Annotated in this window: 13 protein-coding genes; 11 read left to right on the forward strand and 2 right to left on the reverse strand. The window is 42.8% G+C overall.

The genetic code is table 11. From position 1 onward, the window contains the following. Positions 1 to 53: 53 nt before the first annotated feature. Entirely contained in the window at positions 54 to 755 is a 702-nt protein-coding gene (locus CXF62_RS14520) for a CoA transferase subunit A (RefSeq protein ID WP_102094935.1), read from the reverse strand. A 364-nt stretch (positions 756 to 1119) separates the two neighbouring features. Between CXF62_RS14520 and CXF62_RS14525 the strand changes: the two genes are divergently transcribed. From CXF62_RS14525 to CXF62_RS14535, 3 genes are all read left to right on the forward strand, one after another. Next, a complete protein-coding gene (locus tag CXF62_RS14525) occupies positions 1120 to 1977 on the forward strand; it encodes a GntP family permease (RefSeq protein ID WP_228153261.1) in 858 nt (285 codons plus the stop codon). Between the two features lie 231 nt (positions 1978 to 2208). Continuing rightward, the gene (metG, locus tag CXF62_RS14530) at positions 2209 to 4302 is read left to right on the forward strand and encodes a methionine--tRNA ligase (protein WP_102094936.1); all 2094 of its coding nucleotides are present in this window, start codon (positions 2209 to 2211) and stop codon (positions 4300 to 4302) included. An 18-nt stretch (positions 4303 to 4320) separates the two neighbouring features. Further along, positions 4321 to 4887, forward strand: a complete 567-nt coding sequence (locus CXF62_RS14535; protein ID WP_102094937.1) for a DUF2441 domain-containing protein — start codon at positions 4321 to 4323, stop codon at positions 4885 to 4887. A 93-nt stretch (positions 4888 to 4980) separates the two neighbouring features. On the opposite strand, the gene CXF62_RS14540 is transcribed toward CXF62_RS14535, so the two are convergent. After that, on the reverse strand, positions 4981 to 5382 hold the full coding sequence (locus CXF62_RS14540; RefSeq protein WP_102094938.1) for a hypothetical protein: 402 nt from the start codon (positions 5380 to 5382) through the stop codon (positions 4981 to 4983). Positions 5383 to 5986: 604 nt separating this feature from the next. Between CXF62_RS14540 and CXF62_RS14545 the strand changes: the two genes are divergently transcribed. The 8 genes from CXF62_RS14545 (at position 5987) to CXF62_RS14885 (ending at position 16727) form a co-directional block, all read left to right on the forward strand. Then, a complete protein-coding gene (locus tag CXF62_RS14545; protein ID WP_102094939.1) occupies positions 5987 to 7036 on the forward strand; it encodes an ABC transporter substrate-binding protein in 1050 nt (349 codons plus the stop codon). Between the two features lie 77 nt (positions 7037 to 7113). Further along, complete coding sequence (locus CXF62_RS14550) at positions 7114 to 8154, forward strand: ABC transporter substrate-binding protein (RefSeq protein WP_102094940.1); 1041 nt, start codon at positions 7114 to 7116, stop codon at positions 8152 to 8154. Between the two features lie 446 nt (positions 8155 to 8600). Continuing rightward, positions 8601 to 9500, forward strand: a complete 900-nt coding sequence (locus tag CXF62_RS14555) for an ABC transporter permease (RefSeq protein WP_102094941.1) — start codon at positions 8601 to 8603, stop codon at positions 9498 to 9500. Positions 9501 to 9564: 64 nt separating this feature from the next. Next, positions 9565 to 10359: an ABC transporter ATP-binding protein gene (locus CXF62_RS14560; RefSeq protein WP_057759272.1), complete on the forward strand. Its 795-nt coding sequence runs from the start codon at positions 9565 to 9567 to the stop codon at positions 10357 to 10359. 215 nt (positions 10360 to 10574) lie between these two features. Continuing rightward, positions 10575 to 12896: an FdhF/YdeP family oxidoreductase gene (locus tag CXF62_RS14565; RefSeq protein ID WP_102094942.1), complete on the forward strand. Its 2322-nt coding sequence runs from the start codon at positions 10575 to 10577 to the stop codon at positions 12894 to 12896. A 94-nt stretch (positions 12897 to 12990) separates the two neighbouring features. Next, positions 12991 to 14073, forward strand: coding sequence for a formate dehydrogenase accessory sulfurtransferase FdhD (locus CXF62_RS14570; protein ID WP_228153262.1), 1083 nt, complete (start codon positions 12991 to 12993; stop codon positions 14071 to 14073). Positions 14074 to 14858: 785 nt separating this feature from the next. Next, positions 14859 to 16508 carry a sodium:solute symporter family protein gene (locus CXF62_RS14575; RefSeq protein ID WP_322868758.1) on the forward strand — a complete coding sequence of 550 codons (1650 nt, stop codon included), beginning with the start codon at positions 14859 to 14861 and terminating at the stop codon, positions 16506 to 16508. An 84-nt stretch (positions 16509 to 16592) separates the two neighbouring features. Beyond that, positions 16593 to 16727, forward strand: coding sequence for a putative transporter small subunit (locus CXF62_RS14885; protein WP_219621825.1), 135 nt, complete (start codon positions 16593 to 16595; stop codon positions 16725 to 16727). Positions 16728 to 16822: the final 95 nt, after the last annotated feature.

Below are 16822 nucleotides of genomic sequence, written 5' to 3' on the forward strand. Positions count from 1 at the left end.
GAGCTATCTAAACTGTCATGAATATAAAAACTGATTATTAGTTTCAAACATAGTTAAGCTTTAGTCGTGGTTTTTTCGATGCGTTTTTCAGGGCTATTATTCAATACAATACGTTGAACAAAGATACCCGGTAGATGCACTTCATCTGGATCAAATGTGCCCGTCTCTACAATCTCTTCAACTTCGACAATCGTGATTTTACCCGCCATTGCACAGTCTGGGTTAAAGTTACGAGCTGTTTTATTGAACATCAAATTACCCGCTTTATCGGCTTTCTGTGCTTTGATTAGTGCGACATCTGCGCGCAATGAATGCTCTAGCACATAAGTACGACCATCAAAATCACGAGTCTCTTTGCCTTCAGCAACCAACGTACCTACGCCTGTTGCAGTATAAAACGCAGGAATACCAGCACCGCCTGAGCGCAATTTTTCAGCTAATGTCCCTTGTGGCGTCAACTCAACTTCTAACTCGCCTGCCAAGTACTGGCGCTCAAACTCTTTGTTCTCGCCCACATAAGATGAAATCATTTTTTTGATTTGACGTGTCTGTAGCAATAGTCCTAGACCGAAGTCATCGACACCAGCGTTATTACTGATACAGGTCAGCTCTTTGACTTTGCTATCACGCAGCGCTTTGATTAATGCTTCTGGAATACCGCATAGACCGAAGCCACCGATCGCGAGCGTTTGCCCATCACTGACCACACCTTTTAGCGCTTCTTCGGCACTGCTATATACTTTTGATTGACTCATGCTTGTCTCCTTGCAAGTCTGTTTTTGTTATTAACGTCCATTATCTATCATGATTTATTTATTGTGCCAATCAATAGCGCATTGACTGTTTTAAATTTAAATCAATACATATTATATCGGTATATCACGTACAAAATACTTATGCTAACTTAACATATTATTTTCGTAGCGCCTAGTTGCTTAGTGATTAGAAAATAACCCCAAGAGGACGCGAGTCAACAAAGTATTCCTTATCCTTCAGTAATATCTCAACTGGATTTATGTTTAATAAAATACAATAAATAAGGTTTTTTGATTAATTTTATTGACCTACATCGATAAGCGCGACATACACGCTGTCTTAATTTTGCCAAGGAGGGCTATCATGTTTAGTAAATTTGCGATTGTCATTACCCTATTATTACTCATGTTTTTTGCTTATCGCGGTTATTCTGTGCTGATCTTAGCACCGATTATGGCGACGCTAGCAGTCTTACTATCAGGTGATTTTTTAAACACCATCTCCGCTTATACCGATGTCTTTATGGGCGCGTTAAGTGGGTTCTTACTCAAATTCTTCCCTATATTCTTGCTAGGGGCATTGTTTGGGCGTTTGATGGCAGACTCTGGTGCGGCAACTGCCATCGCCAATACCGTTGTCGAAAAGCTCGGTGCCAGCAAGGCCATTCTTGCGGTGATTTTGGTCTGTGCTATTTTGACCTATGGCGGGGTATCACTGTTTGTGGTGGCTTTTGCCATTTATCCTATTGCCAAGGACTTGTTCAGAGCAGCCGATATTCCAAAACGTTTGATTCCTGCTGCCATTGCCCTAGGGTCATTTACCTTTACAATGACTGCACTGCCAGGCACGCCAGCTATTCAAAACGCTATTCCAATTCCTTACTACAATACCAACGTATTTGCCGCGCCTATCTTGGGTATCATTGGCGGTACAATCATGTTTATCTGTGGTTGGTTGTGGCTTCAGTCACGTGCCAAAAAAGCCAATGCAGCGGGGGAAGGTTATGGTCAGCATGATGAAGAGGATGTAGGCGGCGTTGGAGCGGCTGCAAAAGAAGCTGAGGTATTAAACACTCATCACACTTCATTCACCGTTGCCATGATTCCGCTGATATTGGTCATTGGCTTGAACGCTATATTGACCTATGTGGTTTTCCCATCGATAGATTTCAGTAGCCTAAAAACTCAATTCCCAGATGGGTTTTTTATGGCTGGTTTATGACCATCAACATGCGGTGTAAACCTATCGTTCATGGCTAATAAATGCTTGCCAAATGAGAAGTAATTACCAAGGAATATCACAAAATTATCTGAATTACGGTATCATAGGCACACTTTTGGATTTTTTATTATTTTTAGAAGTTTTTAGCATTAACGATGTCACATCGATGAGCGATGAGCCGCTTAAGATGTTCGATAACTAACCCGTTTATATAAAAATATAGGTGATTTTGTGCGTGAGATTCTAGTAACCAGTGCGCTGCCCTACGCCAATGGCTATATCCATTTGGGGCATCTTGTAGAATATATTCAGACCGACATTTGGGTACGTGCGATGAAAGCGCAAGGCCATCAGGTCACCTATGTCTGCGCGGATGATGCACACGGTACGGCAATCATGCTCAAAGCAGAAGCCAATGGCGTCACGCCAGAAGAGCAAATTGCCTCAGTCAAAGCCTCACACGAAGCGGATTTTTCAAAGTTCCTGATCAATTTTGATAATTATCACAGCACTCATTCAGAAGAAAACAAACAGTTCTCTGAGCTGATTTATCGTCGTCTCAATGATGCTGGTCATATCAGCACAAAGGATGTCGAGCAACTATTTGATCCTGAAAAGCAATTATTTCTAGCTGATCGCTTTGTCAAAGGTACTTGTCCAGAGTGTGATTCACCAGACCAGTACGGCGATAACTGTGAAGTATGTGGCACCACTTATGATGCAACGGATCTAAAAGACCCACATTCGACACTGTCTGATGCAACCCCTGTCCTTAAAACTTCTAAGCATTATTTCTTTGATTTGCCAGAGTTTGAGCAGTTCTTACAGGACTGGACGCGCAGTGACAATCGTTTGCAAACCTCAGTCGCCAACAAGCTACAAGAATGGTTTGATGCAGGACTTACCAGCTGGGATATCTCGCGCGATGCGCCCTACTTCGGTTTTCAAATTCCAGATACCCCAAGCGATGAGCCAGACAAATATTTTTATGTCTGGCTTGATGCGCCAGTTGGCTACATGGCAAGCTTTAAAAACCTATGTGATAAGCGTGCGGGAACAGAGCAAGCGCTTGATTTTGACCGCTACTGGGCACAAGAAAACGAGCACAAAACCGAAGTTTATCACTTCATCGGTAAAGACATCGTTTACTTCCATGCCTTGTTTTGGCCAGCGATGCTAGCAGGTAGTGAACTGCGTACGCCGACTGGCGTCTTTGCCCATGGTTTCTTGATGGTCAATGGCGAAAAAATGAGTAAGTCACGCGGTACTTTTATCAAAGCCGAGACGTATGCTGAGCACTTACATCCTGAATATCTGCGTTATTACTTTGCCAGCAAACTGTCTGATAAAGTTGAAGACATTAACTTAGACTTAGAAGACTTTATGCAAAAGGTCAACTCTGACTTGGTTGGTAAAGTCGTCAATATCGCCAGTCGTAGTGCAGGGTTCTTGGTTAAGAAGTACGACGGCATGCTGTCAGAAATTTGCGTCGAGTCAGAGCTGTTAGAAGACATCACCAAAACGGGCGATGAGATTGCTGCTGCCTATGAGAATCGTGAATTCTCACGTGCTATGCGTTTAATTATGCAATGTGCGGACAAAGCCAACGAATACATCGATGCCAAAAAACCATGGTCATTAGCGAAATTGGAAGGTACTGAGCAAGAGGTTCAAGACGTCTGCTCAGTCGCTATCAATATCTTCCGTCAATTAATGGTTTATCTTGCGCCAGTGCTACCTGAATTGACTAATAATGCCAAAGTGTTTTTGAACCTTGATGACTTAAGTTTTGCCAGTCGTAATGAGTGGTTACTAGGTCATAAAATCAATAAGTTCAAACCATTAATGCAACGTATCGAAGAAAAAGATATCGAAGCGATGGTCGAAGATTCTAAAGCATCCTTAACTCAAGCAGACGCTCCTGCTGCGACTGACAATAGTAAGCCTGCCGCAAAAGACAAAACACCTGCAACAAATGCAGGTGCTGAGCAAACTGACTATATTGGTATCGAAGACTTTGCCAAAGTTGAGATGAAAGTCGCACACGTTTTAGAGTGTAACCATGTGGAAGGTGCTGATAAGTTACTACAGTTCACGCTAGATGTTGGCGAAGATAAGCCACGTAACGTATTTAGCGGTATTCGCAAGTTTTATGAGCCTGAGCAATTGATTAATAGGAAAGTGATTTGCGTGACCAACCTTGCCCCGCGCAAGATGAAATTTGGCGTATCAGAAGGTATGGTATTGTCAACTGGCGAGCCAAAGACCGGCTTAACAGTCGTTACCTTACCGGATGCTTGTGTTGTTGGCGACGTACTGGCCTAATACTAGAAGGATGTAAACTTGTCAAAGTTCTATACAGTTGATCGCTCAAATAATATAGATCAAAATATGGTCTTTTCGCTTCAAAAAAACTATTCTGACCATAAAATATGGACTGTTCAAGATATATATGATGAAGAAGATGCAATCGCTAGAATAGAACAGCTTTACCCTGAAGGTTTATCATTTCATGGTATACAATATTTAATCAAAGAGTGTCTAGTTATTTTTAAAAATATGACAAGGGAACCTTTACCATTAGCTCCCACAACACCGATGATTGAAGCCGTATTTGAGCTTGTCCGTCGAAATGAGTTTCCTCAACTTCCTTCTCGCCTGCAGTCAATGTTTGCATGGTGTAACTTAGATGATGCAAGAGAATTTAATTCGTCTTTAGGCGACAAACATTCTATATTCGAGGTAGAAATCAAAAATGCTTTTATAGCAGATCAAAAACTACTTTACTTAGGCGGCTCTGTTATTGGTACGTATGAAATGGCTCGTAAATACTGGTCAGGTGACAGAAGCAATAACTGTAAACTAGAAGCTGTTATACCTTTGCCTGCAGTTATTGGTAACAAAGTCTAGATATTATCATTAACATCATTTAAAAAAAGATGCCCTAAGTGGCATCTTTTTTTATGGCTGATTTAGCAAATGGCTAAAAACCAAGCCTGATACTTATCTGCTCAAAATATCGATGATCTGCAACGTATCATTAATCACCGTCACAATGTTGTTTTCTGGCGTACGAATACGAACGTAACGGTCATCATAACGATCTAAAACGACAGAACGGTCATAATCCCTTCTATCAATCTTGCCGACTACTCTATAACCGTATCTATCAAGATCACGCTTAAATGAAGCATTTGGGCTAGCATTGCGATAAGCGTTAATACTTGGGTGGGCGTTGCCATTATGCTTATAGTTTTTACTGACATGGGCAGAGTTACCTTTGCTATTACCATGTCCATTACCGTGCCCGTTTCCATGACCATCTTTTGCCATAGCAGGCAATCCAATCAAAGAAGTAGCAGTGATACCAGCGATGGTTAATAATTTGAGATTAGCAGTGTTCATTATATTATCCTTAAAATAGTCATTCGAAAAATTTAGATAAACTATAAGGTCTATTTTGTATTCACTATGGCAGCACAATGTCACCAAAATGACTGGATTATCTTTAGACTTATCATGTTTCTCGTATGAAAATTAGCTTACGTTAATTATGAAGTGAGTACGTAATAGATGCGTTGCTAGGCTGTAAGCGTTTTGCATATGGTTTGAGCAAACAAAAGTACCTTAGTGGCATCCTTTATATTTAGATCTACATAAGAGCTTCAATGCATTACGCGTCTTGATAAGATAAAAAGAAGTGATGATTTTTTTATTATCCATCACCATGACCGCCACACATTAATTTTTTATTGCGATAACTTACATTACTGTCATAATATGAACATAATAATCGATGGAACGATTACTTTATTTAATTGTTAGCCTGCTATCTCAGCATCAACATAGCATTGACTTGGCTAATCTGCATTCTTCAATATCATGGCAAAAAACCAAAGTACACCAAACAGATGAGCAAAATGAATACTATATAAGTTAGTAGGCTCAGTCAGTCTGGCAGTATCCATTTGGTTTTTGCGATTGATATAACCTATGAGTTAACCTAATAATGACTATCGCTTCTACTCTACGCTTAAGCCTATATGGCGTTGCTCTTAGTGCCATTAGCACACTTGGACTAATCGGCTGCTCAAACTCCTCTACCGAGACCGCAGCGACTGCTGAAAATAGCACGGCTACAGACAAACCTGCCAAATCAATTGCCATTACTCAAATCGTTGAGCATCCATCATTAGATGATATGCGCCGCGGGATTATTGATGAATTGGCAGATAATGGTTATGTCGAAGGTCAAAACCTAACTGTTAACTTTCAAAGTGCGCAAGGAAACACAGCGACTGCAGGACAGATTGCCAAACAATTTGCAGGAGACAACCCTGATGCGATCGTAGCAATCTCAACGCCTTCTGCGCAGTCAGTGGTAGCCGCGACCACCACTATCCCTATTATCTATACTGCTGTGTCAGATCCGCTAGGTGCCAAACTCATCACAGCAGATGGCAAGCCCTTTCAAAGCAATTTGACTGGACTATCAAGCCAGCTGCCATTAGAGCCGCAATTAGATTTATTACAGCAAATAAAGCCTGACTTAAAAACCATCGGTTATGTCTATAGCCCAGGTGAAGCAAACTCAGTGTCATTGCGTGAGAACCTAAAACAAGCTCTACCAGCAAGAGGTCTGTCCCTATTAGACATTCCTGCCAATCGTCCAACGGATATCGGTATGGCGACGCGCAGCTTGCAAGGACGCGCAGATATCATCTATACCTCATTTGACAACAATGTTGCTTCTGCCTTTGAGGCCATGACCCAAGCAGCAAATGAGCTCAAGTTACCGATTATCGCGTCTGATGAATTCAGTGTAAAACGCGGCGCGACTGCTGCGCTTGGTGTTAATGACTATGACTTTGGTCGTACCACTGGCAAGATGGTATATCGCGTGTTAAATGGCGAAGCGGTCAACACCATCAAACCTGAAGTCATGAATGACCTGACCTTATATGTCAGTCCTAAGCACGCCAAAACACAAGGTGTCAGCTTGCCAGCAGAGTTACTAAAAAACGCCATCAATGTTGATATTGATGCTGAAACCAAATAAAAAGTAGTAAGCTATCTATTAGCTCGTCAATTATTTATATAGTGTACGGACACACTATTATTTTAGGAGTAAGACCCATGTTGTCTCAAAATCGTTTTGGTCGTTTTAATTTCGGTAAGGCTTTATTATTAGGCGGTGTATGTACGGCTATCTTGACTGGTTGTAACCAATCAGCACAAGATGATGGCTCTACGGATGCTGCCGCTAGTGGTGATGCAGCGACAGCTATGAAGACCGTTGCTATTACCGCTATCGTCGAACATCCAGCGCTTGATGATGTACGTAAAGGTGTCATCGACGAGCTAAACGAAGCAGGCTTCAAGGACGGTGAAAACTTAACCGTTAACTTCCAAAGCGCGCAAGGAAACACTGCTACTGCTGGTCAGATTGCCAAGCAATTTGTCGCTGATGCGCCAGATGTTATCGTCGCTATCGCAACGCCATCTGCTCAATCTGTTGCCGCTTCTACTAGCAGCATTCCATTGGTATTCTCAGCAGTTACTGACCCAGTAGCAGCCAAACTGGTACCTAAGCTAGATGGATCTGGCACCAACGTTACAGGCGCATCAGATGCCCTACCGTACGAGCCACAGATTGATTTGATGCGTCAAATCATTCCATCATTAAAGAACGTCGGTTATGTCTATAGCCCAGGTGAAGTCAACTCAACGATTATCTTAAAAAATCTTAAAGAGAAGCTAACACCACTCGGTATCAATGTACTTGAAGCACCTGCACAGCGTAGTAACGACATTGCGATGGCAGCCCGTAGTCTCGAAGGTAAGGTCGATATGATCTATACTTCAACTGACAACAACGTGGTATCAGCGTACGAATCACTTTATCAAATCGCTAAACAAAGTAAGATTCCTCTAATTGCCTCAGACACTAGCTCAGTTGAGCGCGGTGCCGTTGCTGCACTAGGCGTGGACTACTATGAGCTTGGCCGTGAAACGGGCAAAATCGTTGTGCGTATCCTGAACGGTGAAAAAGCGGGCGCTATCCCTGTTTACACCCCGCAAGCGCTTAATCTATATGTCAGCCCAAAACATGCCAAAGAAGAAGGCATTACTTTGTCACAAGCGGTTATCGATAAAGCAAAAGAAGTGGTAGAATAACGCACCTTTATATTTAGCTCAGAGTAGCAGCCGTTATAAGATAGCCGTAACGCTTATTAATTGATCGTCTATCTTATGCTTCGATGTTAAATGTTAGACAAGAAACCCAGCTATGAATCAGTAGGCTGGGCTTCTTGTTTCAGTAACGCCTATTTCAATAAGCTTGTTTCGTATATTGCGGTATTTAGCTTGTGGCTTATCTGGTACTTGTTGCGTAAAATATACTTTACCTCATCGAATATTGCTGTTGCTTGAATCAGAGCTTTAAACCAAGGTAACTTATGATCGTTATTAATCGTGACCTGTTTTGGTTTACCCTAACCGCAGATTGCTTAATCTGTTAAATTCACCGCTTAGCTGTTTAGCAGGTAGATGATTTTGGCAATTGCCACTTACCTATCTTGATACCATACGCTAGACACTGGGTTATGACTTACTGATCTCTTATGTCTTTAATTGCTTTTTTTGGTGCGCTTGAAAGTGGTCTGATTTATGGCCTAGTCGCACTCGGTGTGCTGATTTCATTTCGTACACTCGACTTTCCTGATTTGACCGCTGACGGTAGTTTTCCGTTAGGCGGCGCCGTCGCTGGCATTTCTATCGTCGCTGGTATCAACCCGTGGATCGCCTGTGCTTTTGGTATGTTAGCAGGGTCAGTCGCTGGTATCGTCACCGCATGGCTGCACGTCAAGCTCGGTATCCTGCAACTGCTCGCTAGTATCTTGGTGATGGTCGCTCTATATTCTGTCAACCTACGCATTATGGGTGCGCCAAACCTACCTTTGCTTGGTGAGACGACGGTATTTAGTAGCTTAGTCACTGACGGCAATGGTTATTGGATGCGCTGTCTGATTATCGGTGTCGTCGTCGCGCTCGCGATGTTATTTTTAAACTGGTTTTATAGCACCGAAACTGGGCTATCGATGCGCGCTACTGGCTCAAACTTAAGAATGGCACAGGCGCAAGGTATCAATACCTCATGGATGACCATCATCGGTATGGCGATTTCTAACGGCTTGATTGCCTTAGCGGGTGCGCTATTTGTCCAGACCCAAGGCGGCGCTGATATCTCTATCGGTATCGGTACCATCGTCATTGGTCTAGCAGCGGTCATCATCGGTGAGACCATCATTCCTGCCAAGCGTATTTGGCTGATTACCTTTGCCGTTGTTGTCGGCGCGGTACTGTATAAGCTATTTATTCAGGTCGCACTATCAAGCGATACGCTACGTAGCATCGGCTTTGGACCACAGGATTTGAACTTGATTACCGCATTGCTCGTGGTACTAGCCTTAGTATTGCCAAAAGCGAAAACCAAGTTTTTATCACGCAAAGTTCGCGCCTAATGACAGTCAAAGCAAGTATTGATAATACTTGTGACGCTTGAAGAGATAATAAGGAATAACGATTATGATGCAAGCCACCGATTTACGGTTGACCTTTAACCCAGGCACGCCAATCGAAAACCCTGCCCTACGTGGTATCAGCTTAAATATTGCTGATGGTGAATTTGTCACTGTCATCGGTACCAATGGCGCAGGTAAATCTACTTTTTTGAACGCGGTAAGCGGTACGACGCGTGTCGATAGTGGCTCAATCTTGCTAAATGGCATTGATGTGACCAAAAAGTCTGCTCATCAACGCGCGCATTGGGTTGCTCGTGTCTTTCAGGATCCGATGGCGGGCACTTGTGAAGCGCTCACGATTGAAGAAAATATGGCTTTGGCCTACAAACGCGGCGGTAATCGCGGTCTGAAATTTGCACTGAATCAAAACAACCGCGATTTGTTCCGAGAAAAACTATCCGTTTTAAAGTTAGGTCTAGAAAATCGTCTAACCGATCGTATGGGTCTACTCTCTGGTGGTCAACGTCAGGCAGTAAGTCTTCTAATGGCATCATTGCAGCCTTCTAAAATCTTGTTGCTTGATGAGCATACTGCAGCTCTTGATCCAAAGACTGCGGCTTTTGTCTTAGAATTGACTGATAAGATTGTCACGGATAATAAACTGACTACGATGATGGTTACCCACTCTATGCAACAAGCATTGGCACATGGTACACGCACCGTTATGCTGCATCAGGGTCAAGTCGTGTTGGATGTGGCTGGTGACATTCGCAAAGGCATGACCGTACATGATCTACTCGATATGTTTGAGCAAACACGTGGCGAAAAAGTTGAAGACGACAGTTTGATTTTGAGCTAAGTTTTTAAGCTAATGCTTTCCATGACTTACGACTTATAAATTTGTACCTGTCGGATATAATCATTTCCGATAACTTCAAAGACCTTCAAGAGAATTGATTTTTCTTGGAGGTTTTTTGTTATCTATAGTTAATGATCATATGAACTTTTCACTGACCATTATATAGTTGTCGTCTATCAAAGCTTCGCTATTGTCATCTATCTATGAGGTCTGTCATGCGCAAAATTCCTATCTACTCCCACCCTGCTGCTGGTTGGCCTGCGCTGATCTCATCTACCCAAAAACTAATGGACTATAAGACATTTTTGCGTGGCGGTATAAGTGTATTTAAAAGCAATCAGCCGCAAGGCGGATTTGACTGCCCAGGCTGTGCTTGGCCTGACCATAAGTCGCACAAAGCCATCGATGTCTGTGAAAACGGCATTAAAGTCATTGCCAGTGAGACCATGACCCACAAAGCAGATGCCGAGTTTTTTGCGAGACATACTGTCACTGAACTACAGGGATGGACTGGTTACGAGCTGGAACACAGTGGACGTTTATCAGAGCCGATGTATTACGATGCGGCGCAAGATCGCTATGTTCCTATCCCTTGGGAAGCCGCTTACAGCTTAATCGCTGAGCAGTTAGGACAGCTTGATTCACCTGATGAGGCATTATTTTATACATCAGGCCGTGTGACTAACGAGCCTGCCTTCTTATTTCAATTGTTCGTACGCTGCTTTGGTACCAATAATTTGCCTGATTGCTCAAATATGTGTCACGAGCCAACCTCAGTAATGCTAAGCAGACAGCTAGGTATTGGTAAAGCGACGGTCATGCTAGAAGATTTTGAGCAAGCCAAGCTGATATTGATGTTTGGGCAAAACCCAGCGACCAACCATCCACGTATGCTAGAGATGCTCGCCCATGCGCATGAGCAAGGCTGTCGAATCATCTCAATCAACCCGATGCGTGAGCAAGGTTTAAGCAAGTTCAGAAATCCACAAAAACCAACTCACATGGCAGCCGGTCAAAGTGCTGATATGGTCGATGACGTTATTCAAATTCAAATCGGCGGTGATGCAGCCTTATTGACGGGCATTGCCAAGTGGTTAATCGAAAACGATAAAATAAATCATGAGTTTATTACCACTCATACTTCAGGCTTTGAACCTCTAAAACAGTGGCTAACAGAGCAATCATGGTCAGATATCACACTTGGCTGCGGTATTTCTCAGACAGATATTATCAATCTCGCTGAGCTGGTAGCTGATAGTCCAGCAACGATTTGCACTTGGGGCATGGGCATTACTCAGCATGTACAGGGTGATGATAATGTCGCGATGATTACCAACTTGCTCCTGCTGATGGGTATGATTGGTATCGACGGCGCTGGTGCATCCCCAGTACGTGGGCACTCCAACGTACAGGGCGATCGCACTATGGGTATCCATGAGCGTCCTAGCAAAAGCTTACTAGACAGTTTAGAGCGTGTGTTTAAGCACCCTATGCCACAAGAACATGGCTACGATGTCGTCACAGGTGCCAAGGCTCTTATCGCAGGTAAATTGAAAGTCTTTATGGGCATGGGTGGTAACTATGCAGTGGCCGCCCCTGATACCAGCGCGATTGAGCAAGCCTTAACCACTACTCAGCTTAATATATTTGTCGGTACTAAGCTCAATGAGACCATGCTATACCCCGGTGCTAACAATTTGATCCTACCTTGCTTAGGCCGTACCGAACGTATTGTCACAACAAAGGGTGAGCAATTTGCCACTATCGAAGACTCCATGTGTCAGATCGTACCCACTCAGGGCAAACTCAAACCTGTTAGTGATACTCTAAAATCTGAAGCTCAAATCGTAGCGGATATTGCGACCCATGTACTCGGCGCCGACTCGTCTATTCCTTGGCTTGCGATGAGTGAGGATTTCGATATTATTCGGGACTATATCGCTCAAGCGATTAATGGATTTGAAGACTTCAATCAGCGTATTCGTACCTCTGAGCGTGGCTTTCATTTGTATCATGCGGCGCGTCATCGTGTATGGAATACCGAAAGCGGCAAAGCCCAGTTTGAAGTCCCACAATATCCGATTACTTTTGTCGCTGCACAAATGGCAGCCGCAAACGATATCGATGATGTTGAAAATACAGCGCAAAAGATTTGGCAATTGACCAGTGTCCGCAGCCATGACCAATTTAACACTATGATTTTTGGGTTTAAAGACCGCTATCGTCAGACGGATCGCCGTGATGTGCTGTTCATGCATCCCGATGAAATAAGTCGTTTAGGTTGGCAAAAAGGTGACCGTGTTATAGTCACTCGCCAGCGTGCTAAAGATAGCCTAGAGCAACCACGCATATTGGGCCCATTGGTATTGAGCGAGATGGATATTGCCTCTAACGCTGTCGCCGCTTACTACCCTGAGTGCAATGATCTCTTTGATTTGGAGACACATGCGCCAGAATCTCATATCCCAGCGTACAAATCGACGACCGTCGTTTTAGAGCGCGTAGAGGCAAATACATCAATAGCTACGCCTGCGTAAATCATACTGCGGAGAGCCGATGAGAATGACATTTTCATTGGCTACTCCTCTAAATGACCATAAACACACTCATATTTCTAGGCCATGATAAACCGTGATAACCATTGAAAATAACGCTCAGCAAAGTGAGGCTCTTATCGACCCTACTATGATAGATAACTCAACTAGCACTAAGATAGTTACACCTGAGCTGTCTAACGATGAGAGGTTGTCAGAGAGACCACTTGCTCGTAGCCACTTAGCACAAAAGCATCATTACCCGTCAGTTAGCAATAACCCTACTCATGACTCTCACCTTCAAATTGAATCTCAGACTACTAGCTTAGCCGTAGAAGCTGCGGTCTCTATCATTATTAATGGGATTCATTATGCTGTGTTGATGGCCAGTCCTCATCAGTTAGAGTATTTGGCTGTTGGGTTCTTATTTAGTGAAGGCTTAATTCAATACAGTCACGAGTTACTCGACTGGGAAGTGACTCACCTTGCAGATATCGCTAGCTACCAGAAGTTTGCTCAAGATTCGAATGATGAAAGCCTTGACTCAGTATCAATTGAGCAAAGCTTAGAACAATTTCAAGATTACGATATATATGTCGTTAAGTTGGTATTGAGCCAACGCTGCCATCAACGTATCCAAGCACAGAAACGTCAGCTCGCAGGGCGTACAGGCTGCGGTATGTGCGGTATTACTGGACTAACGCAAGCTTTGCCTGATTTAAGTACTTACTCACAAGACCATTTACACCATGAACATAACCAACAGACAGGTATAAATGGCATTCAAACGAGCGCACCAAGTCTTGACTCCCTATTGGCACTGCGTCAACAAGTGGATGCCGCGCAACATACGCATCAACTGACAGGTGCGGTACATGCCGCAGCGACGATACATAATCAGCAGCTACATTTATTCGAGGATGTAGGCCGCCATAATGCACTTGATAAACTCATCGGTTGGCAATTACGCCAAAAAGCAGACGTTAGCTGTGTGCTTATGACTTCGCGTCTCTCTATTGAACTGGTTCAAAAGTCTATTCGAAGTCAAATCCCGTGGCTAGTTGGCATGTCAGCGCCTACCAGTACAGCAGTGCGCGTGGCTGAGCGTTATGGCCTTGGATTGGCTGGATTTTTACGTGATAACCGAGTCACTTACTATACCAAACAAGATAATATATAAAAATTCACTTCTACTTGTTCATTGAGAGCAACCATCATCTATCGCTCATTATCTATTTTTCTAATGAAAGCTTCAGCTAACCATTCATGGTTATAACTTAGCTCATAGCGATATATCACTCGATGCTACTAATAATAAAACCTTATCTTTCAATGCTTTATTAAAAATATTATTAAATCTCTTTAAATAAATACTTATATATCATCTTCGGTCATTGTTTGGTAAATATCGGATAATGTTTGAGGTTAATGACATAATAGGTTACTCTTATCCCGCAAATATGTTACAGGCACTTAACAAATATGTAGTTTTATTTATTAATGCCGCTTAGTAACACATCAATCGCAATAGATGAGTAGAGATTTCTCAGCTATTGTTTATTACAGCTGATAAGGCTGTCTAAATCGAGTTCGGGTCATTTTATCATGGCTTAGTGCTTATTCGTAATTCCGCTATAGACACTCATCACATGAGTTTTCTTTAGCATGTAGCTACCTTTGTGTATGCCTATTAATAGCGTGATGGTTTACCCATTAACTGACGCCTATTGAAAGTAGTCCCTGTCTTTTTGATTTGACAGTATCTGTCTCATTAAGATTTGGGCGTAACACTTAGCATTTGCTTACCACTGCAGTTGGTATTTTCGCTATTTATATTAGCCACATACGTTCGGTATGAGGACTGTGTAGGCTATGCTGTATTCCTAATGGTTTGGTATCTTTCATTTTTGCTGAACTTTATTCATCAACTAACAATTGCGAGGTCTGAGTTTGAAAACTGAGTCATTGTTCCAATTTTCATCATTAACGATTATTTTATTATTATTAGCATTTTATGGCGGCACCTATTTACTGTCCTTATTAATCAAAAAAGATAAAGAGACCACTTCTGGATTTATGGTCGCAGGTCACGGTGTTGGCTTTGGTATGGGTGCAGCCAGCATGACCGCCACTTGGATTTGGGCAGCCTCATTTTACGCTGCGGCCACCTCTGGCTATAAGTACGGCGTATCAGGGCCGATACATTATGGCTTTTGGGGTGCATTGATGATTTTATTCATCTACCCTTTTGGTATGCGCTTTCGTGAATTGGCACCAGATGGCCATACACTAGGTGAACTGATTCATGCCCGCCACGGTTCATCAAGCCAATTAATCTTAGCCATATCCAACATTATGGGCAGTTTAATTAGCTTGATGGTCAACTTTACTGCTGCTGGAGCCTTGGTATCTGTTCTTTCGCCATTATCTTTCCAAACAGGGGTAATGATTGCAGGTATTGGTGTCCTAAGTTATACGCTAACATCAGGCTTTCGAGCATCCGTCTTTACGGATTTCGCCCAGTTGGTCGCTCTAATGGCCATTGGTATTGTCATTATCCCAGCGGTATTATTTGCTATGGGCGGCCCTGAAGTTATGGTTAGCGGCCTGTCAAACCTGACTTTGGAGCAACAGAATTTCTTTTCTTCTGAGGCATTCTTTCAACAAGGTGCGCCTTATTTTGTAGCGGTATTGGCATATGCTATTGGTAATCAAACCATCACTCAGCGCCTATTTGCTATTGATAAGACCAAAATCAAAGCAACGTTTATCACTGCTACGGTTGGCTATGCGGGTATCGTCATCGGCCTTGGTATGATTGGATTAATGGCTGTGACTATTGGTGTTGAACCACTCGATGGCAATATGAATAACCTAATCCCTCAAATGGTTAGTACTTATCTACATCCAGTCTTTATTGCATTATTTTTTATTTTAGTGATTGGTTCATTGTCCTCAACTGCTGATTCAGATTTGTCAGCGCTATCAACTATTATGATGGCGGATGTCTACGGTAAAAATATCGCCAAAAAAGGCCATGTTAAACCTAAAACAATGATGCTAATTGGTCGCGGCACGATGATTGTTGCGACAGCAGCTGGACTAATTTTTGCGAGCTTTAAGCTTGATATTCTCGTCATGCTAGTATTTGTTGGTGCACTATGGGGGGCTATTGTCTTCCCTGTTATCGCCAGTGTGTTTTGGAATCGCGTCACCAACACTGCCTTTACCTCAGCAGTTATCGTCGGACTACTCTTATTTTGCGTTGCCCGTTTCGAATTACTCCCAATCACTGGTGTCACCGCCCTATTCTTTGAAATACTGGCCAGTGTCGGTGCAGCGGTTGTTATTGGGCTAATGGTCTTTGGATTCTTAGGTCGTAAGATTGGCATGGTCGCCGCAGTTATCACGCTAGTGCTGATGCTTATCTTCGCTACTGGCTTCTTACGTCAATATATGGTCCTGCTAGCCTCTCTAACAGCTTACGGCGCTAGTACCGTCGTCTGTGTGATTATCAGCCTGATGGGAGACGAACACTTCGACTTCGACTTAATTAAGCAGCGTGTGGGCAATTACGATAAAAAGTCGGAAATCCCATCGTCACTTAAATCTTAAATCAAAGTCGCTTTATCCAAGTGCCGATTGGCCAGAAGTATTTGGCTAATCGCTACTTACTTAGCGATATTATAAGGAGATATCATGGACAACGTTTTTATCTACGGCTTATATATCTTAATTTGGCCCGCCATTACTCTTGGCGTACTCGTATTAATTTGCACGGCCACTTATCGTGATGTGAAAAGTGCCAAACGTAACAATAAAGATATAGTTTAGCGCACTATATTTTAAACCATCATCATTAAACACTGGTTTACTAATAGTTTGAAAAAGCCTATTAACAGTATAAACGCTTCTAAATTGGGGCTAAA

Source organism: Psychrobacter sp. MES7-P7E (assembly GCF_002863645.1).
Taxonomy (GTDB): Bacteria; Pseudomonadota; Gammaproteobacteria; order Pseudomonadales; family Moraxellaceae; genus Psychrobacter.